Source organism: Acinetobacter sp. Tr-809 (assembly GCF_011753255.1).
In the GTDB taxonomy this organism is placed as follows: domain Bacteria; phylum Pseudomonadota; class Gammaproteobacteria; order Pseudomonadales; family Moraxellaceae; genus Acinetobacter.
This window is the reverse complement of record NZ_VWVZ01000006.1, coordinates 187,681-209,346: the sequence shown is the minus strand read 5'-3', so window position 1 is coordinate 209,346 and position 21,666 is coordinate 187,681. Positions and strand designations below refer to the sequence as shown.

The following is a 21,666-nucleotide window of genomic DNA, read 5'->3' as shown; positions in this document are numbered from 1 at the left end:
AATTCCATGACATGCAGTCATGCCATTTTACCCATGAATGAAGCCTATATGCCTACCGAAAATTCTAACGCTATTTTGTACCGTATTCGAGTTGCAATACCCGTTTATGTATACGACACGTTTGACTATACGGTCAGTGCTGAACAGTACGCCCAAGCTCAAATCGGTGCACGTGTCGCGATTTCTTTTGGTCGGCAGAATCTTGTTGGGATCATTACAGAGAAAGTTGATCCTAACGAAGTATTTACAGGACAATTCAAACTTAAGGCCATCACAGAATTACTCGATCAGGAAACAATTCTAGACCAACAAGTTTTAACTTTGTTGACATGGTCAGCACAATATTATCAATTCCCGATTGGCGAGGTAATGCAAAGTGCCCTACCTACCTTATTAAGACAAGGGCGTGCCTTAGATATCCTGTTTCATTTATGGAAAATCACACCGCATCAAGACCCAGCCTCTTTATTAAAACGATCTCAGAAGCAATATGATGCTTATCAAGTTTTAAAACTTCATCCACACGGCGCCACTGAAAATGTTTTAAACCTGAGTGGTGTAGAAACTTCAACCCTGAAAGCACTGGAAAAGAAGGGCTTGGTTGAGTGCTGTCTGGAACCCCATGATTTCACACCAACGCCTGTGCAACTGGCTCAAGTACCATTAACTCCCAATGAGGATCAGAAAAAAGCCATTCAACAGATCCTTAAAGCACAACATCACTATCAAGCATTCTTACTTGATGGTTTGACTGGTAGTGGTAAAACTGAAGTCTATTTGCAAGTCATGCATGAAGTATTAAAACAAGGCAAGCAGGTCTTGGTGCTGGTCCCTGAAATTGGTCTAACTCCACAAACGGTGGCTCGTTTTAAGTCACGTTTTCATTGTGATGTTGCCTTACTGCATTCGGGCTTAAATGACTCGAAACGCCTACAAGCTTGGCAACATGCGCAAACAGGCAAAGCTTCCATTATTATTGGCACACGTTCCGCAATTTATACCCCACTTCCTCAGCTTGGTTTAATCATCTTGGATGAGGAACATGATCTTTCCTTTAAGCAGCAAGAAGGTTTCCGTTATCACACCCGCGATGTCGCTTTATATCGTGGTCATTTGCAAAACTGCCCTGTCATCCTCGGCTCTGCCACACCCAGCATCGACAGTTATCACTTGGTAGAATCGGGCAAATTACATTTGCTTGAATTGAATCAACGCGCAGGCGTAGCGGTACTACCGAAGATGTATGTGGTGGACTTAAAGATTGCAAAAAAGAAGCATGGTCTAAGCCAAACCCTTATTGAACAGATCAAGCATACTTTAGAACGTAAAGAACAAGTGCTGATCTTTTTGAATCGACGTGGTTATGCACCGATTCTGATGTGTGAAAGCTGTGGCTGGCAAGCCAACTGCCCGCATTGTGATGCGCATTTTACCTTGCACTCTCAACCTTATCATTATTTACATTGTCATCATTGCGGCACAATCAATCGTCTTCCAGATCATTGCCCCGCATGCCAAAAACAAAGCTTAAAAACGATTGGTGCAGGCACAGCAAAACTTGAAGAACACTTACAAGAACTATTCCCTCACAATGAAGTTATTCGGGTCGATCGTGACAGTACCAGCCGAGTGGGTAGCTGGCAGAAAATTTATGATCGTATTCAGCAAAATAAGCCAAGTATTTTGTTGGGTACACAGATGCTGGCCAAAGGACATCATTTCCCGCATGTGACACTCGTCGCGATTTTAGATATTGATGCAGGACTACTCAGTGTCGACCCACGTGCGCCTGAGCGAACCGCACAACTGATTGTACAGGTGGCTGGCCGTGCTGGTCGCGGTGAGCATAAAGGCAGTGTCTATTTACAAAGTCTGCGCCCTGATCACCCGATGTTAACCACCCTGATTGAGCATGACTATCGTACTGTCGCCAAGCAAATGCTGGCTGATCGCAAAATCGCAATGTTACCCCCCTATCGTTATGCAGTATTGGTTCGGGTTGAATCTAAAGATCGTGACTATAGCCAACAATTCTTAGCAGATATTGCCCAACAACTGAGAGCAATGGCGGGCGAGATCGTCGATATTTGGGGACCGATTCCCGCACCGATGGAACGTAAAGCAGGCCGATATCGTGCACATATGGTGATTTTGTCTAGTGATCGAGCAAAACTGCATTTTTATTTACGCCAGTGGTGGCAACACGTCGTACACTTACCTCGCCAGCATCTACTGAGACTCTCGATTGATGTTGATCCGCAAGAGTTTAGTTAAAAGCTGAATCTGAGCTTATTCAAGTTATCGAACGTTATCCAATATCATATTTTTACAGACGACTCATTTGAGTTAGTCTAGATAAAATAGAAAAATTTGAGGCATTCAATGTCTTTACTGCTACCGATTATTTTATTACTGGCTGCAACTTTAATTTTTGCTCCATTGGCAAAACGCTATGCCTCCACCACTGTTTTGGGTTACCTCATTGCAGGGCTGTTACTTGGCTCCAGTGTTTCTGGCTTGATCGAAGATCCTCAACTGATCGAGCAATTGCTACATTTTGGTATGATTGCTGTCATGTTCTTTGTCGGTTTTGCTTTTCGACCACAACAACTTTGGCTCGAGCGTAGAGGCATTTTAAAAAACAGCGGATTACAACTTAGTATCATCACAGCTCTTCTGATTGTCATATGTTTTTTACTGTTGAATGATGTGCTAACCAGTCTGATTCTCGGATTTGCTTTAGCGCTTTCCGCTGTGATCTTACCGCAGCAACTTTTACAACAAAAACAGCAACTCAACAGCAAACTAGGACAAGCAACTTTAGCCACCTTACAGTTTCAAGCCTTTGTTGCCGTCATCTTAATTGTGTTATTCCCATTACTCGAAGACACGACTTCTACACGGCACGGTATAGCCTATTTTGCAGCAATTATAGCGACGTTTTCAGGGCTATTTTTAGCCAGCCGTTATTTAGTTCGTCCAGCATTTCGTTTCTTAGCACAGAAAAATAGTATCCATCTCATTCCTGTGCTCAGTTTATTGGTGCTACTTACGGTCATCTTAATTATGGATATTTTAAATATCCATATTCTAATTGGTGCATTTCTGGGGGGCTTATTACTCGCAGAGACAGAATTTAAAAGTGAAGTTGAGCGTATTCTTGAACCATTTAAAGATGCAACAACAGGTGTATTTTTTCTGGCCATTGGCTTGGGTCTTTCACTGCAACCCCTTATCCAAACACCATTATTAATCATCGCATCAATCTTTGGTTTAGTTGTGATCAAGGCTGCTGTTGTTACAGCGATCAGCTATTACCAACAACGCCATGCCAAGCTCAGTACCCTGTTTGCAATCACATTGGCTCAAAGTGGTGAACTCAGTTTTATTTTACTCAAGCTGGCAGAAAGTGAAAATTTACTCAGCAAAGAGTTATTAGAACCGTCATTCCTGATTATATTGGGTTCGATGCTGCTCACCCCTTTGCTCTACTGGCTATTTGATTTAAAAATTTTGCCTATGCTACAGAAAAGTAAAATCACTGTAGCTTCTACCGATGTCCCACAACATCCAATTCTCATCATCGGATTTGGTCGCTTTGGACAAGTCCTTGCACGGGCATTACATGCCCAAGGCAAACACTTTAGTGCGATTGACAGCAATCAACCAGATGCTGACTTTATTGAGCAATATGGGCATCATTTTATTGATGCTGATGTTACCCAAGTCGAAAACTTACGTGCTGCTGGCATCGAATATTGCAAATTACTGATGATTGCAATTGATGATGTAGAAGACAGTATGAATCTGACCCGACATCTGCGTTTGAATTATCCAGATTTGACCTTGTTTGTACGAGCACGTGATCGCCATCATGCCCATCTACTCAATGGTTTAGGGGTTGAATATATTTGGCGTGAAACCTATGCCTCATCCTTGAATATGGCACAACAAGCATTGATTGAAACGGGTTTGTCAGTTGAAGATGCGCATATTCAAATTGAACGATTTAAGCAAGAAGATGAAAAGCTTTTGACCCAACAACATTGGGCATATGATCAACAAGATGTCCTTGAGAACTATCCAAGTGCGATTGCAGAACTTGAGTATTTATTTGCAAATACAAAAACTTTAGCTGTCGATCGTGCGAGCAATAATCAAAACACACAAAGTGATGCAAATTCACTCAATGAAACATCTTGAGTTTTGGCAAACTGACACCATTATTGACTGCATAACCATGCACCTTTTTATAAAGCCCAAAGTGCTTTTCAAAGCAATCTATTGCTTTGTTTCCCCTTAGGGGGTACTGGAGAAAAATATGTCTGATTTACGCCAACGCTTTTTTATCGAAGACTGTCCTGTTCGCGGTGAAGTAGTTCATTTGGAAGAAGCACTACAAACTATTTTGGCGCAACGTGAATATATGCCTGCGGTACAAAGTCTCTTGGGTGAAATGTTAAGTGCAACTGCCTTACTTGCCAGCACATTGAAGATTCGTGGCCGTATTAGTTTACAGATTCAAGCTACAGGCACATTCAAATGGGCCATGGCTGAATGCAACCATTTAGGTGAAGTTCGTGCCTTGGCAGATTATGAAGAAGATCCTCGCTTTGTCGAAGGAACAGACAGTCGCACCGTGCTTGCTGCGCTTACCAATCCAGTATTATTCATCAATATTGAACCTGAGCACGGCGAACGCTATCAAGGGATCGTACCACTTGAGCAACCTACTTTAGCAGGTTGCTTAACACAATATTATGATCTGTCTGCACAGATTCCAACGCATATTGTATTGGCAACTAATAAGCAACGTTCGGGTGGTCTATTGATTCAACTTCTTCCTCGTAATGATGAAGAAGAACAGAAGCTTGTAGATGAAGATCTATGGCCACGTTTAACCATGCTCACTGAAACTCTAAAACCAGAAGAGCTCACCGATCTGCCTGCAAATGAAATCCTCTACCGTTTGTATAACGAAGAAGAGGTGCGTTTGCCTGAGGTTGAGCAGTTAAAGTTCGGCTGTACTTGCTCTAAAGAACGTTGCGCCAACGCATTGATTCAAATCGGTGTTGACGCAGTACATGAAACTTTAGAAGCACAAAACCCAATCCAGATGGACTGCCAATTCTGTAATACACGTTATGAATTTACTGCAGAAGAAGCTTTAGGTTTGTTCGGTGAACATTTAAGTTAATTGACTAAATGTTAAAAAATAAAAAAGACGGGCTTCCGTCTTTTTTTATTTTGTATTAAGGTCTATGCGATAAAACAATGTTCAAATCTCCCAATAACATAGACCCTAACTTTGCCATATGAATTACTTCGAATATTTGCTGTTTATCATTAGTGTGGTGGTGCTGATTGCAACCCCTGGTCCTGTGATGATTTTGGTGGCCAGTGCAGGCCTAAAAGGCGGCTATAAAAAAGCATTACAAACCATTTTTGGAACCAATTTTGCGTCTTTAATTCTGATTTTTATTTCAGTATTAATATTAAAAGGCTTTCTCACTATTGATGAGAATTACCTAAAAGCCATTCGGGTATTGGGCTGCCTGTATATCGCCTATCTGGGTTACAGCATCATTAAAGAAGTGCTTCAAGCTCCCCATCCAACCGCCATTCAAACAGTATCGGCTCAAAGCGGTGGCTTTAAAAAAGGTTTTCTTGTCGGGATTTCAAATCCGAAAGACATTATTTTCTTTTCGGCTTTTTTCCCACAGTTCATTCATATCTCACCGAACATCAACTTCAGTTTAAGCTTACTTACAATCACATGGATTATCTTGGATTTCCTGACCCTGTCTTTGGTGTATTTATTCTTCCGCCGCCTCTCTCAAAGCAGTATCTATCCGAAGATTTTGGGACTGTGTGGTATCTTGTTGGTATTAATTGCAGTCTATGGTCTGATTGATACTTTCTAAACCGCGCAAATCAAGAATTGGGGAACTCACTTTCGACACGTTGCCTTAAACTTTCATTCATCAAGTGGAAGTTTTGCTCAGTTTTCTTCAGTTCTTTGCCCAAAAACCTCACGAGAAAGCCATTAAATATCTCACTATGCTTGAACAAGGTTTTTTTCTCTGCAACTTCAATGAGTTCAAAACAATGAATACCATTAAAAAGCTGCTTGAAAAGTAATGTGCCATGCCATGCAAATTTTTCGGCTTGTTTATTCTCAACAACTAGAGGCACGAAGTTCATAGTACTTTCACCAGCGCTTTGCAGCACAATTTTCAGTTCACCACCCAGTTCTTTATGACCTTCTATTCGAATGATAAATGGGTTCCACTCAGGATAACGGTCAAAATCCATGAGAACATTCCAGATTTCCTTGGCTGAAGCATGAATCAATATCTCTGTATCTATTTCTTTTTTCATTATTTTTCCACTTATGTATGAACATACACGTATTGATAGATATGTGAGCAATACAATAACTACTCATTATGCACCTCATCAGATCAATACTTAAAAAACCAAAATTGTATTAGAACTTAGCATTCATTAATTTCAATTTTATTGCGACATTTGTGCAATCAATCTCCGTACGTAAAAACAAGTCTTATACAATCGAATCCATTGAAATCTCTTGGATTCGTTTCATAATGAAATAAACACATAATTATCTTTATTACAGATCATGGCAAAAAATTATTATGAAGAGCTAGGTGTTTCAAGAGATGCCTCAGCAGATGAAATCAAAAAAGCCTATCGAAAACTGGCGCGTAAATACCATCCTGACATTAGCAAAGAAGCCGATGCAGAAACTAAAATGCAGGCCATCAATGTTGCCTATGACACCCTAAGTGATAGCACCAAGAAAGCAGAATATGACCAAATGCTGGATCATCCTCAAGGCTTTTCTCATACTGGTCAAGGTAACCATAGTGGTGGTTTTGATGGCTCACAGTTCTATCGTCAAAGCTCAGGTGAAGGTGCCGACTTTAGTGGCTTTGAAGATTTATTTGGTCGCTTTGGTTCAGGCTTTGGTGGTGGACAACAACGTTCACAGCGCCAGCAACGTAGTTATCGTGGTGAAGATCAACACGCCAGTATTCAAGTTGACGTAGATATTGCCTATCACGGCTCAACCCAACAAATTACCTTACAGATCCCAACTTATAACGTCTATGGTGAACCTGAGGTACAACGTAAAACCTTGGAAGTTAAAATTCCAAAAGGCATGAAAGAAGGTCAACAAATCCGCCTCAATGGTCAAGGTCAAACTGGTGTTAACGGCGGTGAAAATGGTGATCTGTATATCGAGATTCAATATAAAGACACTGATCGAATTCGTGTTGAAGGTGCTGATGTCTATCAAACGATTGATGTCAGCCCTTGGGAAGCAGGTATAGGGCAAAGTATCGAACTCAGCACCCCTGCTGGACAGCTCAAAGTAAATTTACCCAAAAATGCAAAAAATGGGCAACAACTACGTTTAAAAGACAAAGGAATTCCAAACAAAACTGCAGGACATTTGTACCTAATCATTAATATTGTTTTACCGCCAGTGCACAATGAGCAAGATCAGCAAGCTTATCAACAATTTGCCGATGCATTTGCTTCATTCCGACCTCGCGCCTCATAAGGAGTAAGATCATGACAACCATTCAATACAAAGAAATTCAATATGACGGTCACAGCCAAGTTGAAATCATTGATGAACAATTGGCTCTTGATCTTGAACACTTTGCCGAGGCATGTGGTCAAAGCACCGACTGGGTATTAAAACTGATTGATTATGATATTTTGCAAATTTCTGTAGAACCTCAAAGCTATCAGTTTATTGGTGAAGATGTCAGTCGAGCCAGACGTGCCTATCGCTTGCAACGCGACTTTGATGCAAGCCTATCGGCTGTGGCTGTGATGTTGGACTTAATTGATGAAGTGCAACAACTTCGCAAACAACTCAAACATTTTCATTAACCAATAGTCTTAATTTAACGAACAACTAGATAAAACCTGATACTCGAGAGGGTCATCCACAACCTGAGCGAAGATAAACAAAGCACTGCTTTGTCTGAAGCGCAAGACGAACAGCTATGCTGTGAGTATGGTATCAAAAGTGAACCTTGCTGAGCTTTAGTCGCTCCTCATGTGGATGACGATGCCTTTGCTTACTTTGGGCGAAACCAAAGTAAGGCGAGCCTGAACGAACCAAAGCGATTAAAGCTTTGGTGAAGTGCAATACGAAGTAGTTAATCCAGAGAATAGATGAGAACTCAGTATGACTCCGCTAAAAATTACTTTTTAACAATGAGATATTTGAACGAAATCTGTTATTTCAGCTTGGTCATTTTCTCGACTTCTTTCAGCGTTTGCTTAATCGGCTCATAGTCCAAAAACCAAAGCAGATTAAAATTACGCTGCCGATGCTGCTGGGCCAACAAATCAATCACACTACGCTCACCTCGTCCAACCAAATGTTGTCGATAGAAGTAATATAGCAAGAATAGTGTGCTCATCAGCATCACGCCCAACATGATCCAGAAACCAACAGGGGATTTCAGCCCTGGAATAAACTCAAAGTTCATACCATACACACCTGTTAGCAACGTCAGTGGTGCAAATATCGCGGTAATGATTGCCAAGATACGCATGTTCTCATTGGTTTGATTGGCAATCGCAGAGAAGTGTAAATCGATAGCTGATTGAATGGCATTTCTTAAGCGCAAGGTATGCTTTTGTACACGCTCGACATGGCTCATTAAATCATTCAGACGCACCAGTAAAATATCTTGTGCTTTATGCTTATGCTCACCCACAACATGATGATAATTATCGACCAGTTCATCTCTAAACTCTTGTAGAGTCTCGATCTGCTCTTCACAGAGATTTTCAATTTGCTGGAAAGCCATATCTTCGTGAAACAATTGATGCCACTGCTTAAAACGACGATTGCCCTGTAAGAGTTGCTGTTGCCAATATTCGACACGGCGAGTTAAGGGCGTGCGTAAATTCAGATAGCCATCAATCATGCTATTCAGTAAACGCAAGCATAAATCCGCAGGTGTACTGGCTAACTTACGTGGTTTATTCTGCTCGGCAATCGGTCGCGCCATAATCGTTTGAATACGTTGAATATAGCTTTCTACTGCCTGATTGCCCTGCTCTCTCACACTCACCAAGACGGTTGGCGTTAAGATAAAACTCATCGGTGTGGTCGCTAAACCAAAAACACTTTCATGTGATTCTGAAGCATTATCGTTTGCCAAAATCTGGTCGTCTGGGCTAATCAGTTTGCGGAACACCAGCAGGTCATATTCCTCCACCGTATCAAATGCACAAGGATGCTCGATATTGAGTAAATCTCGCAGATGGAATTCATTCAATACCAGCCCTGTATATTCATAAATATTCTTCTGCCAAGACTCAGTATGATTGACTAAATCTTGTCTTAAGCTATCCACCCATAAAAACTCAAGCGTATGTTCTGTTTGTTGTTCCGCACTAATAAAAACTGTATTTTCACTGTTATGACGATAAAAATAATAAAGTTGCATAAGACAATAAGAGTTACGATCGCTAAAGAAATGCTGCCACGAAGCCAAATAAAAAGCTACGGCTATTACTGAGTAAAAACGATATCCAATAAAAAAGCCCCACATGCGCGAAGCATGGAGGCTTTTTCTAATCTCAGGAAGATTACACTTCTTTCTTCTCAACCACACCATATTTAAGGGCTTGATCAAGTTGTTCTTTGTCCAAAGCATTATCCCATTTTGCCACAACGATTGTTGCACAAGCATTGCCGACCAAGTTAGTCAATGCACGGCATTCTGACATGAAACGGTCAATACCAAGGATCAGTGCCATACCCGCGACTGGAATTGCAGGAACAACCGACAGTGTTGCAGCCAAGGTAATAAAGCCTGCACCTGTAATCCCTGCAGCACCTTTAGAACTCAGCATGGCCACCAATAGAATCGTGATTTGCTGAGTAAGAGTTAATTCAATATTACAAGCCTGAGCGATAAACAATGCCGCCAATGTCATGTAGATATTAGTACCATCAAGGTTAAATGAATAACCTGTTGGGATGACTAAACCAACAACCGACTTTTCACAGCCTGCTTTTTCCATCTTCGCCATCAATGACGGTAATGCCGCTTCAGATGAACTCGTTCCGAGCACCAACCAAAGTTCGTCTTTAATATAACGAATCAGATCAATAATCGAGAAACCATTATAGCGTGCCACTGCACCCAAAATGATAATCACGAACAGTAAAGCGGTAATGTAGAAGGTTGCAATCAATAACATCAAATTACCGATTGAACTAATGCCATAAGCACCAATGGTAAATGCCATTGCACCGAATGCACCAATTGGCGCAAACTTCATCAACATGCCGACCAAGGTAAATACTGGCGTGGTGAGCTGCTGTAGAAAATCAGTGACTGGACGACCTAAATCACCTGATTTTGCCAAAGCCAAACCAAACAACACCGCAACAAAGAGGACTTGAAGAATTTGACCTGATACAAATGGACTGACCAATGTATCTGGAATAATATTCATCAAGAAGCCCGTAATCGTCGACTCGTGCGCTTTTGCTGCGTATTCATCAACTTTGGTACTGTGCAAGGTACTTGGATCAATATTCAAACCATGACCAGGCTCAATCACGTTTCCGACGATCAGACCGACAATCAACGCCAAGGTTGAAAACGTCAGGAAGTAGATCATCGCCTTCCCTGTCACTCGACCAACGCTGCCGAGGTTTTTCATGCCTGCAATCCCCGTCACAACAGTCAGGAAAATTACAGGAGCAATAATCATTTTAACTAATTTAATGAACGCTTCGCCTAGTGGCTTTAAGCTTTCACCCAATTCTGGGAAGAAATGACCTAACAATATCCCCGCGACAATCGCGAAGATCACTTGCACATAGAGAATCTGATAAAACTTTGGTTTCTTGGGAGGCTGTTGGTCATCTTGACCTGTGGCGACATGATCGACAAGCATGTGCGATATTCCTTCATATTGAGATGAACAAATAGACTTCCGACTGTCTATTTAAAACCACATAAACACAGGCAGGCACGGAAATTTGGGGAATTCTACGTTAATTGCAGCACGCACAATTAAAGCCTTAGACTAATGTCTAATATAAATAAATTTTATGCTTATAGTTTCTGTTTTTTATATCTTTAACAATCATTCACTTAATAAAAAAGCGCATTGTTAAAACAATGCGCTTTTTTTAAGCAAATGCTTGCTAGCATTAAGCCTGTTCAATGTCTTTCATTGTCAACTTGATACGACCACGGTTGTCGACATCAGCAACTTGTACTTTAACGTCCTGACCTTCTTTTAATACGTCAGTCACATTCGCAATACGCTCATTTGAGATTTGTGAAATGTGAAGTAAACCATCAGTACCTGGCATGATATTGACGAATGCACCGAATTCAACGATACGAATCACTTTACCTGCGTAGATTGTACCTGGTTCAACTTCTGCAGTAAGTGCTTGGATTTTCGCAATCGCAGCTTTTGCAGCGGCTTTAGTTTCACCAAATACACGTACAGTACCGTTATCTTCGATATCAATCGCAGCTTTAGTTTCTTCTGTAATTGCACGGATCGTTGCACCACCCTTACCAATTACATCACGGATCTTGTCTGGGTTGATGTTGATCACTTCAAACGTTGGCGCATGTGCATTGATTTCTGAACGAGCACGAGAAATGACTTTGTTCATTTCATTTAAGATGTGCATACGGCCAGCAAATGCTTGGTTTAATGCAACTTCCATGATCTCTTCAGTAATCCCTTCGATCTTGATGTCCATTTGAAGTGCAGTAATACCGTTTGCAGAACCTGCTACTTTAAAGTCCATATCACCTAAGTGATCTTCATCACCCAAGATGTCAGAAAGAACTGCGAAACGCTCACCTTCTTTTACTAAGCCCATTGCGATACCCGCAACTGGTGCTTTCAATGGTACACCTGCATCCATAAGTGACAATGAAGCGCCACATACAGAAGCCATAGAAGATGAACCGTTAGATTCAGTAATATCAGACACAATACGGATTACGTACGGGAAGCGGTCAGCAGCAGGAAGAACTGCTTGAACACCACGGCGCGCTAAACGACCATGACCGATTTCACGACGCTTAGGACCTGATTCACGACCAGTTTCACCTACAGAATATGCAGGGAAGTTGTAGTGCAACATAAAGTTGTCAGTTTTGGTACCCGAAAGCGTATCAACCATCAACGCATCACGTGTATTACCCAAAGTCGTTGTAACTAAGGCCTGAGTTTCACCACGTGTGAATAATGCAGAACCGTGCGCACGGCCTAATACACCAACCTGAACGTCGATACCGCGAACAGTTTTGGTATCACGACCATCAATACGTGGCTTACCTGACAAAATGTTGTCACGTACGGTACGGTACTTAAGGTCTTCAAATAATTCGTTTACTTCATCAGCAATACCAGTTTCGTCATTTTCAGGAACAAACTGTGCAACGGCTTCTGCATAAAGTGCATCAAGTGCTGCATAACGATCTTGTTTAACTGCAATCGTATACGCTTCAGAAATTTTCGCTTCAAAAGCAGTTTTCAATTGCTCAAGAAGTGCTTCGTTTTTGCTTGGAGCAACCCAAGTCGATTCAACTGCACCCGCAGCTGCAGCAAACTCTTTAATTGCTTGAATTGCAATTTGCATTTCGTCATGACCGAAAAGAACTGCACCCAACATTTGGTCTTCTGAAAGTTCTTTCGCTTCAGATTCAACCATAAGCACAGCAGACTCTGTACCTGCAACCACAAGGTCAAGATCAGATTGTGCAAGTTGTTCAAAGTTTGGGTTAAGTACGTATTCACCGTTGATTAAACCAACACGTGCACCACCAATTGGGCCACGGAATGGTGTACCAGCAATCGACAATGCAGCTGAAGTACCTAGCATTGCAGCAATATCGGCATCCATAGTTTTATCAGAAGAAACAACAGTTGCTGTAACTTGGATTTCGTTGAAATAACCTTCTGGGAACAATGGACGGATTGGACGGTCAATTAGACGTGAGATTAAAGTTTCAGCTTCTGACGCACGACCTTCGCGCTTACCGTAACCACCAGGGATACGACCAGCTGCATATTGTTTTTCTTGATAGTTAACAGTTAACGGGAAAAAATCTTGACCCGCTTTTGCTTTCGGCTGAGCCACAACTGCAACGAGCACAGTCACGCCACCCATGGTAACTAAAACTGTATTTGCTTGACGTGCAACACGACCCGTTTCTAAAACAACTTGGTATTGACCAAATTGGAATTCTTTACGAACGATATTAAACATTGACATGTATTATATTTTCCTAGTTTTATTCTAGTGAGACCCCTAAGGTTTGGCATTCAGACTACAACTGCTGTGTAGATAAATGACAAAGCTTAGAAGCCATCGCACTAGATCAAAATTTTAAATAAATTTAAACACAAAGAAGGAGCGAACAAGCGCCCCTTCTAAAGTCATCTAAGATAAATTAGATGAAACTCTCTTTTCAGCGATAAAGCATAGCAACATGCGAAATAGCGAAAACAAAGTAAAATCGAATTAACGACGTAAACCTAATGCGCCGATCAAAGCAACATAACGACCGTGATCTTTACCGTTTAAGTAGTCAAGTAATTTACGACGTTGGTTAACCATACGAATCAAACCACGACGGCTGTGATGGTCGTGTTTGTGTTCTTTAAAGTGACCTTGCAAATCATTGATTTGAGCAGTCAATAAAGCAACTTGTACTTCAGGTGAACCAGTGTCGTTTTCAGCACGAGCAAATTTAGCGATGATCTCTGCGCGATCAGTGTTAGTTAAAGCCATTCGATTTCTCCGAGATGCTTACAAAAATAAAATGATAATGATCAGTTGAAACCAACCGACTGCCGTGCATCACTACAGCAAGGCGCTTATTTTAAGTGATCTATCGCTATATTGCAAAAATGTTTTCTATTTGCTGGCATTTCGGCAGCTGACAGCATTAAACAAAATAGGCACACTACCCTTGTTCTGTTTTCAATTTATGACAGAGAAGAAAGAAAACGAAAATATTGCGAGGGAATCGTGAAAATTTTATCAACCAATACCTGTTATGTACCACAAGACTTGAATCAAGTGATTCGCAGTAAAGATGAAGTTGCGGCTGAATCGGGGGGCATGACTGAAAGACAAATTCAAAAGATATGGAACAGCGTTGAAGGTCTATATAAAACAGGCAATTATCCACTTATTACTTTATGTTTACGCCGCCAAGGGCAAATTCTTTTAAATCGCAGCATTGGCTATGCGCAAGGCAATTCCCCAGATGGTTTAGCGACAGATGCCAAAATTGGTAGCCCAGATACACCAGTCTGCCTGTTCTCGGCATCCAAAATGGTCACAGCGATGTTGATTCATATGCTGGATGAACGTGGCGACCTCAATTTACTTGATCCAATTAGTTATTACATTCCTGAATATGGCGTCAATGGTAAACGTCGTGCCACGATATTTCATCTACTCTCCCATCGTGGTGGTATTCCTCGTATCGACACTGAAGTCACACCTGAGCTTTTATTTAACCAAGAAGATATATTAAAACTGCTCTGTGCAGCCAAACCCGTTTCTCCTTCTGGTACACATCTTGCCTACCATGCTGTCACTGCAGGTTATATTCTGGGTGAAATCGTGCAACGTGTAACAGGGCAAAGCGTTCGTGAGTTTTTAGCTGAAAATATTGAAAAGCAAATGGGCCTGGACTATTTCAACTATGGTTTAAAACCAGAATATCGTGCCGATGTTGCCCTAAACTATGCCACAGGAATTCATCCAAGTTTAGGAACGGATCATTATCTCAATCATGTACTTGGTGGTGGTCTACAACTTGCAGTCGATGTCACTAATGATAGTCGTTTCATGGACACCATTTGCCCAGCTGGCAACATCTATACCAGTGCAGAACAAGCAGGTCGCTTCTTTGAAATGCTTCTCAGTGGCGGAGAATATCAGGGCAAACAAATTATGAGTGCTCAAACGGTATTCCGCTCAACCCTTCCAACCTCTGGTGTTAGCTTAGATCGTACCTTGTTAGCACCAATGCGCTATGCCTTGGGTCCAATGCTTGGCAGTAATCCTGTCGGCTTATTTGGTCCAATGACAGGACAAGCTTTTGGGCATATTGGCTTTTCAAATATTCTATGTTGGGCTGACCCTGAACGTGATATTAGTGTATCGCTATTGACCACAGGCAAATCGGTAGTGGGCACTCACTTACCTGCCTTGGCAAAAACACTTTATCAAATCTCGACCAACTGCCCAAAGATTCCAAAAAATCAACGTCGTTCATTGTTCGCAACTGACCGTACCGAAACAGATTTGGTCTAAGGTCTCTACTCCAAAATCACACGCACAAAAAAGCCCAAGTTGAACTTGGGCTTTTGCGCTTGAACTTATCATTCTTCTTCATTTTTATTATGTTTTATTCTTTTTTCCTATACCATTCAAACCCTCTGAATGCAGACTCCACGTCCTTCTCTTTTATTATTCTTTCTCTTGCTATTCGTTCTCCCTATACCGACTATTCTGTCAGATTAGATTATGGAGAAAAATAGCATTTCTCTTATCTCTGTGTAAGAAAAAACGTACAAGTCTGTATAACATTTAACTTAATAATAACAAAAAATTGTCAGACAATAAGTTTTATATTTCTTCCTTTTATTTGATCCTTTAATTGAAGCGAAATAGACTTGTATTATGAAAGCATGAATTTTCATCTTTTCTCAGAATACCTTAATAAGTATATGGATTATGTTGATTTGATAGTAAATTTTGATATAAAAATAAAAAAGCCCTGTAGTCTCTCCCAAAACTACAAGGCTTAGCGGCTGTAAGTTTCCTCTTTTATCACTTACTTCACTGTAAGTTCGCTGTCATACGACGTTATTATTATATTTTTGCGATTTACCTAGCTTTCCGTGCTAGGCTCTTTGTGTGTACATAATCTCAAAAACCTTGCGCTTGCTCTAGCGACAATATCTCGAATCCTTGTAAGCTTTTACTTACAAAATAGTGAATTCTAAAGAATAAGTTCACAATCTGTTCAAATTGATCTTTTGCACTAAACCACTCCGACGAACAGTCCGTATCGTCAATGCCTGTTGCAAGGCCTTAGGATCCGCCAAAATAGTCACTGCTTTTTTAGCACGGGTGACTGCGGTATAGATCAACTCTTGACTCAATAGTTTTTCGGCTTGAGCATCTAATACGATCGCCGTATGGGTAAATTCCGAACCTTGCGATTTATGAATCGTTAAAACAAATGCCGTTTGCATACTGCGCGGCAGTCGATGCGCTGCAATCCATTTATTTAAGCTTGGAAAAAATACTTCAAATTGCTGAGCTTGACTACGGTGTTTAAAACAAATGCCAATATCACCATTGGAAATTCCAAGCTGATAGTCATTATACGTCATCATTACAGGTCGCCCGATATACCAATCACCCACCGTAATTTGTTTCAGTTGCTGATTGAGCCAATGCTCTGCAAAACGATTGAGTTGTTCAAGCCCCAGTTGCCCATGTCGAACTGCAGTTAATATTCGATAGTCATCAAAAGCGTGGATTACCTGCTCAATATATGCTGCTGGCTCATCTGCATCGCGATAACCTTTTAAGGCATCAACATAGCTTTGAAATCCTTCCATTAATTTCTGTTGATAGGACTCGATATCAACGTGCTGCTGATCTGGTAAGTACTCCAACTGAATCAGGTCTGGCATATCTTTACTGAGCGTAATCGCCTGTAAAGATTCAGCTTTAACGATTTCCATCTCTAGCTTTGATAGCACTAAATCAGGTTCACTTGAATGCGACTGAGCCTGAATAAATCGAGCCAATTGCCCAATCTTCGCGTCACCAGAGAAACGGCGACTGGTTTGCAGTTGTACTCGGTTATCAGCTAATTCAGGCACTTGCTGTAGATCAGCAAGCACTGAACCGACATCAACCGAAGCCAATTGATTGGCATCACCGAGCAAAATAATTCGACATTGTTCAGGTACAGCTTCAAATAATAAAGTCGCAAGATTTAAATCCAGCATCGATGCTTCATCAACCACAATCACGTCATAAGGCAAAGGTTGTTTTTGATTAAAGCGTGGTATTTGTCGGTTGCCCATACCCAATAAACGATGCAAGGTCTGGGTAGTTTGATTACGTAACTCTTCGGTGATAAGTCCTGAATCTAATAATTTCGGATCGTTAAAAGAGTTTTGTAGCGCTTCCTGCATCCGTTGTGCAGCTTTGCCTGTTGGTGCCGCCATGGCAATACGAATATCAGGAATGGTCTGGTTAAGGGCTGCAATAATACGCGCCAAAGTATAGGTCTTTCCTGTACCAGGTCCACCGGTAATAATACTCAGCCATTGTTGCAGTACCATTTTTAACGCAGCCTGTTGGTACTCGTCACTGAGTAAGTCCTGATAATTTTCTGAATCAACAACCTGAATCGTTTGTCGCTTTAATCGGCAAATCTGTTGAGCGAGGCGTTGCTCTAAAGACCAATATCGGTATAATGCCAAGCCCTGCTGATCATAGACACATGCTGCAACCTGAGTCACTGCAATTTCACTAGAAACTGCTAAATCAGCCAGTGCTTCGATCTGTGTCGTATCTGCTGCAATACAACTGTCGCCTTGCAAACTGGCTTCAACCAGTTGCTGCAACACTTGTGCAGCGTTAACTGATTGAGTAGTTTGAGAAAATGGTGCTTGTGAGAGATAGTTACTCCACATATTTAACCATGTCATTTGCGCTGACTGATCACCAACTTGTTTGTCCACAGAGTTATCCTCAAACTTACCCACACGCTTGTCCACAAGGTTATAAACAGAGTTATTCACAAGCTAAGCTTTTGTTTAATTTAAATTCAATCACTTTATCTACACCATTTTCCCTGTTTTATCCTCAGAGAAATATCCAAGAATCGCATCTAGACGTAAGATAAACTCATCTTCAGGTTTCCAATAGAAATAGCCCTGCTGAGCTTGTCCATTCATCCCGCGCAAATACAGATACGATGCGCCTCCTAAATGTTGCTGCATATCGTAATTTTGCAGTTTTACCATCAGATAACGATGCAATGCCACCAAATATAAAGCTGCTTGCAGCCAATAACTCGACAGCGACATACTTTCAGCAATCTGAGCCTGCTGATAATCCAATTGCTCTGCACCCAGATAATTACTCTTGTAATCGGCAATATGATAACGCTGCCCATCGAAGTAAACCAAATCGATTGAACCATTCAGATATCGAGCCGACTTTGCTTCCAACAGTTCAGGCATTTCGATGTCATATTCCACAAAAAGCTGCTGTACACGTTGCATTGCCAGTACTCGATCAGATAAAGCCAGATAGAATGGACATTCGGATAAATATTGCCCTGCTAGTAGCTGCTGTAACTGAAAATCCTGATTGAGCGGTGTCTTTAGAACTTCGGCTAACCATGCAGCAATCCATTGATACAGTTGCTGCTCTTCATTCTCCTGTTCAGGAAAATGCTGCTGATATTGTTGCAACAGCTCTACCCATAAACTTTGATAGGTATTTTTAAAACGACGACGAATTTCTTCAATCCATGTTTGGGGTTGTTGAAAATCAATCTGTTCAAAAATTTCATGCAGGAAATTGCCTGCCAAAGTGCCTTTGGGGAAAAATTGTTTAATCCAAGCAATCGGCTGAGCACCTGCTGTCTGATCCATTTCAACAAGATTTAATTCATCTTCTGCCTGCTCAAAATCTGCATCGATATTCGCCAAACGATCAGACCGAGTAGCCTTATGTTTTAAATGCTGGGCCAAATAACTAAAACTGGTTTTACCGCGCGCATAAAAACGCTGTGTAGGTAAAGGCTGAGCCAAGAGTGCAAGCTGTTGTTGAGCTTGCTGTGCCTGTAATGCCAGTGGTCGCTCTAAGATCAAAGCAGCGTCTGTGCTGTACAGATGCTGAAAATTTTCACCATGATTCTTCCAAAAAGCCAAACCTGAAAACTTATTTTTTTCGCCTTTTTCAGGTTCAAACACTGCATATACACGATGGCTAGCACGCGTCAATGCCACATACCACAAACGATTTTGTTCAGCCAAAGCACGTTGTTGGTGTTGATCCAATTCAGTTTGCTGTAAAAAGTTTTTATCGGCCACAGCCACTACACGTTGAGTCCGTATTTGACCTGTCTCTGGTAATTGAACTTCAGTGGTAGAAAAATTCAGTGTTTTCTGCACTTCGGCAAAAGCCTTATTCGCCCCCAGTAAAAAGACAATTTTAAACTCCAAGCCTTTGGACTGATGAATGGTCATCAGTTGCACACCAGCTTCACTGGACAGCTTGTGTTCAAGCTCCCAATCACGATCACTTGGCGAATTTAATTGTTTTAAATACCAGTGATACAGATTTTGCATCCCTTGTATATGTTCACTGTGCTGACTCAAGAGATCAGTGAGGTGGCGTAAATTTACCACAGCACGTTCATTGTCTTTACTTTGTGTGGCAACCTGTTGCTGCCAAAGGCCAAACTGATTTAAGCAACGCTGCCATGCCGATAAAAATCCTTGATTCAGCCACATTTCACGAATGTCATCAAACTGCTGAATGTAATAACTCAAGCCTTCTGCACTTTGCTCTAATGCCAATAGTCGAGTGAGATCAAATCCAAATAAACGGCTCAGTAAAGCCCGCTTGAGTTTGGCTTCATCATATGGATGAAGCAATGCCGTCAATAAAGCTCCGACATCCTGAGCAATCACGGAATCAAACACACTGCGTTTCGATGGCCGATTAACCCGAACCCCCATACGTTCTAACACATATTGCACTTCATCCAGCTGACGATGGCTACGGGAAAGAATCGCAATATCATCTTCATCAATGGCAATCGGGACATCACCCGCTAAATACAATTGTTTTAAATATGATTGGTTGAGTAAGTTCTGAATCTGCCATGCCACCTGTGTGGCCTGCTCATTGCCTTCTTGTAGTTGTAACCAACGTAAAGGTTGCGGATTAAATTGTGCATTTTCAATCAAAGCAGGATGTGGACGTGAACCCGCTTGAATCGGGTCATACATAACCTGCTCACCAAAATCCATCTGACGCTGAAACAGCACATCCACCACTTCAACCAGTTCTTTCACCGAACGGTGGTTATGCACCAACTTATACTCACGACCCTGTTTGGCCATAATATCCTGATAAGCATTCAGAAAGGTCAGCATATCTCCACCGCGGAAACCATAAATCGCCTGCTTACGGTCGCCGACCATAATCATGCAGCCTTTTTGGTAACGCTGTGGATGGCGCCAGATACTGGCCAACATATCATCTTGATCTTGGTTGGTATCCTGAAATTCATCCACCAGAATCAATGGATACCGAGCTTGGACAAAAACAGCAAAACGTTGTCCTTGCTCTCCTTTTAATGCTTCTGACAAAGTTTTGATTTGCTGGGCAAAGGTGGTTTCGCCTTTTTGCTGTAACACTTGTGGCAGTCGCTTTTTGACTTCAATACACAAATAAGCTTTTAGATAAACTTGCAGCTGCTCAAATTCTTGCTGAGTCTGCTGCACAGCTTGAAACAGCTTTTGCAGTTGCAAAATGCTCGGATGTTGGTAAAAGCCCTCAGCAATTTCCGCAGGACATTTCTTAAAAATCTTTTGCCCTTCAAGCTTGTCTAAAAACTTGAATACTGCATCACGTGCGTCGGCAAAGTAAGCATCAAAAACCTGTACATTGTCAGGACTGTTGAGTGCTTTTAATAACAGCGGCAGTGACTCTGTAAACAGTTTATGAAAGGCATTGTTACGGAAAGAAGCGCCATTAATATGCACATAATATGCACCGTCTAACTGAAAATATTCGGTCAAGCTGCTCAGGTCAATCTGCTGTGCTTGTTGTTGCCACTGCTGTAATTGTGCCAACTCAATTTCAGGCATGGCAGGTAATTTAAACTGGGCTGAACTAAAGTTCAGTGAGCTTTCCACCATCCCAACAAAATGATCAACACTTTTTAGCCCCCCCACACTATATAAGGCATTAATCACTTGCTGCGGCTGGGTTTGAATCCATTCACGCAACACGTCATGAATCAATTGACGGGTATAGCTTTTGGCATCCTCAGTAATTTCTGCCCGTTCGATTTTGCCACTTTCAAAGGCAAACTCTCGCAATAGCTTTTGGCTAAAGCTATCCAGTGTCCCGACAAACAATTCATCTAACTGGTCGATGACCAGTTTTAGCCGTTCACAAGCATAGGCAATTCGTGGTGCAAAGTTTTGTAAGACCTGCTGTTTTAACGGATCAGGCTCTTGTAGTGCCTGTGCCTGTGCCTGTGCCTGAATGTCCTGTTCCAGTACATCACGAAAGGGTTCTAAATACTCAAGTATCTCGACCAGACGCAAACGGATACGGCTTTTGAGCTCTGCCGCTGCGGCACGGGTAAAAGTGGTGGCAATCACTTGATTGGGCAGATATTTTTCTAAGAAAATCCGCACCATCAGGCTGGAAAGTGTATAGGTTTTCCCCGTCCCTGCTGAGGCTTCAATTAAATGCAAGCCTTCAAATTGAATATCACCAATCGGCTGATAAGACACTGGATACTGTGGGTTCATGTC

At 41.6% G+C, this 21,666-nt stretch carries 14 protein-coding genes; 7 read left to right on the top strand and 7 right to left on the bottom strand.

Annotated elements, in window-relative coordinates; genetic code table 11:
• The first annotated feature begins 48 nt into the window (after positions 1–48).
• From F3J02_RS14590 to F3J02_RS14575, 4 genes are all read left to right on the top strand, one after another.
• On the top strand, positions 49–2,274 hold the full coding sequence (locus F3J02_RS14590) for a primosomal protein N' (protein WP_416224653.1): 2,226 nt from the start codon (positions 49–51) through the stop codon (positions 2,272–2,274).
• A gap of 108 nt (positions 2,275–2,382) precedes the next feature.
• Positions 2,383–4,203, top strand: a complete 1,821-nt coding sequence (locus F3J02_RS14585; protein WP_167250398.1) for a cation:proton antiporter — start codon at positions 2,383–2,385, stop codon at positions 4,201–4,203.
• Positions 4,204–4,321: 118 nt separating this feature from the next.
• Entirely contained in the window at positions 4,322–5,197 is an 876-nt protein-coding gene (gene hslO, locus F3J02_RS14580; RefSeq protein WP_167250396.1) for an Hsp33 family molecular chaperone HslO, read from the top strand.
• 118 nt (positions 5,198–5,315) lie between these two features.
• A complete protein-coding gene (locus F3J02_RS14575; protein ID WP_167250394.1) occupies positions 5,316–5,924 on the top strand; it encodes a LysE family translocator in 609 nt (202 codons plus the stop codon).
• Positions 5,925–5,934: 10 nt separating this feature from the next.
• On the opposite strand, the gene F3J02_RS14570 is transcribed toward F3J02_RS14575, so the two are convergent.
• A complete protein-coding gene (locus tag F3J02_RS14570) occupies positions 5,935–6,381 on the bottom strand; it encodes an SRPBCC domain-containing protein (protein WP_167250392.1) in 447 nt (148 codons plus the stop codon).
• A 262-nt stretch (positions 6,382–6,643) separates the two neighbouring features.
• Between F3J02_RS14570 and F3J02_RS14565 the strand changes: the two genes are divergently transcribed.
• Together F3J02_RS14565 and F3J02_RS14560 are read left to right on the top strand one after the other, a co-directional pair.
• The gene (locus tag F3J02_RS14565; RefSeq protein WP_167250390.1) at positions 6,644–7,591 is read left to right on the top strand and encodes a DnaJ C-terminal domain-containing protein; all 948 of its coding nucleotides are present in this window, start codon (positions 6,644–6,646) and stop codon (positions 7,589–7,591) included.
• Positions 7,592–7,602: 11 nt separating this feature from the next.
• Positions 7,603–7,929 (top strand): chaperone modulator CbpM, encoded by a 327-nt coding sequence (locus tag F3J02_RS14560; RefSeq protein WP_004802375.1) that lies wholly within the window; start codon positions 7,603–7,605, stop codon positions 7,927–7,929.
• Positions 7,930–8,282: 353 nt separating this feature from the next.
• Here the strand turns inward: F3J02_RS14560 and F3J02_RS14555 are convergent, their stop codons facing one another.
• The 4 genes from F3J02_RS14555 to rpsO form a co-directional block, all read right to left on the bottom strand.
• Positions 8,283–9,506 (bottom strand): magnesium transporter CorA family protein, encoded by a 1,224-nt coding sequence (locus F3J02_RS14555; RefSeq protein ID WP_167250388.1) that lies wholly within the window; start codon positions 9,504–9,506, stop codon positions 8,283–8,285.
• Between the two features lie 142 nt (positions 9,507–9,648).
• A complete protein-coding gene (locus tag F3J02_RS14550; RefSeq protein ID WP_167250386.1) occupies positions 9,649–10,971 on the bottom strand; it encodes a dicarboxylate/amino acid:cation symporter in 1,323 nt (440 codons plus the stop codon).
• Between the two features lie 259 nt (positions 10,972–11,230).
• Positions 11,231–13,318, bottom strand: coding sequence for a polyribonucleotide nucleotidyltransferase (pnp, locus tag F3J02_RS14545; RefSeq protein WP_171526146.1), 2,088 nt, complete (start codon positions 13,316–13,318; stop codon positions 11,231–11,233).
• A 255-nt stretch (positions 13,319–13,573) separates the two neighbouring features.
• On the bottom strand, positions 13,574–13,843 hold the full coding sequence (rpsO, locus tag F3J02_RS14540) for a 30S ribosomal protein S15 (protein WP_004656162.1): 270 nt from the start codon (positions 13,841–13,843) through the stop codon (positions 13,574–13,576).
• A 240-nt stretch (positions 13,844–14,083) separates the two neighbouring features.
• Between rpsO and F3J02_RS14535 the strand changes: the two genes are divergently transcribed.
• A complete protein-coding gene (locus tag F3J02_RS14535) occupies positions 14,084–15,382 on the top strand; it encodes a serine hydrolase domain-containing protein (protein ID WP_167250382.1) in 1,299 nt (432 codons plus the stop codon).
• A 704-nt stretch (positions 15,383–16,086) separates the two neighbouring features.
• Here F3J02_RS14535 and recD read toward each other — a convergent pair.
• Positions 16,087–17,838, bottom strand: coding sequence for an exodeoxyribonuclease V subunit alpha (recD, locus tag F3J02_RS14530; protein WP_251110223.1), 1,752 nt, complete (start codon positions 17,836–17,838; stop codon positions 16,087–16,089).
• A gap of 99 nt (positions 17,839–17,937) precedes the next feature.
• A complete protein-coding gene (locus F3J02_RS14525) occupies positions 17,938–21,663 on the bottom strand; it encodes a UvrD-helicase domain-containing protein (RefSeq protein WP_167250378.1) in 3,726 nt (1,241 codons plus the stop codon).
• Positions 21,664–21,666: the final 3 nt, after the last annotated feature.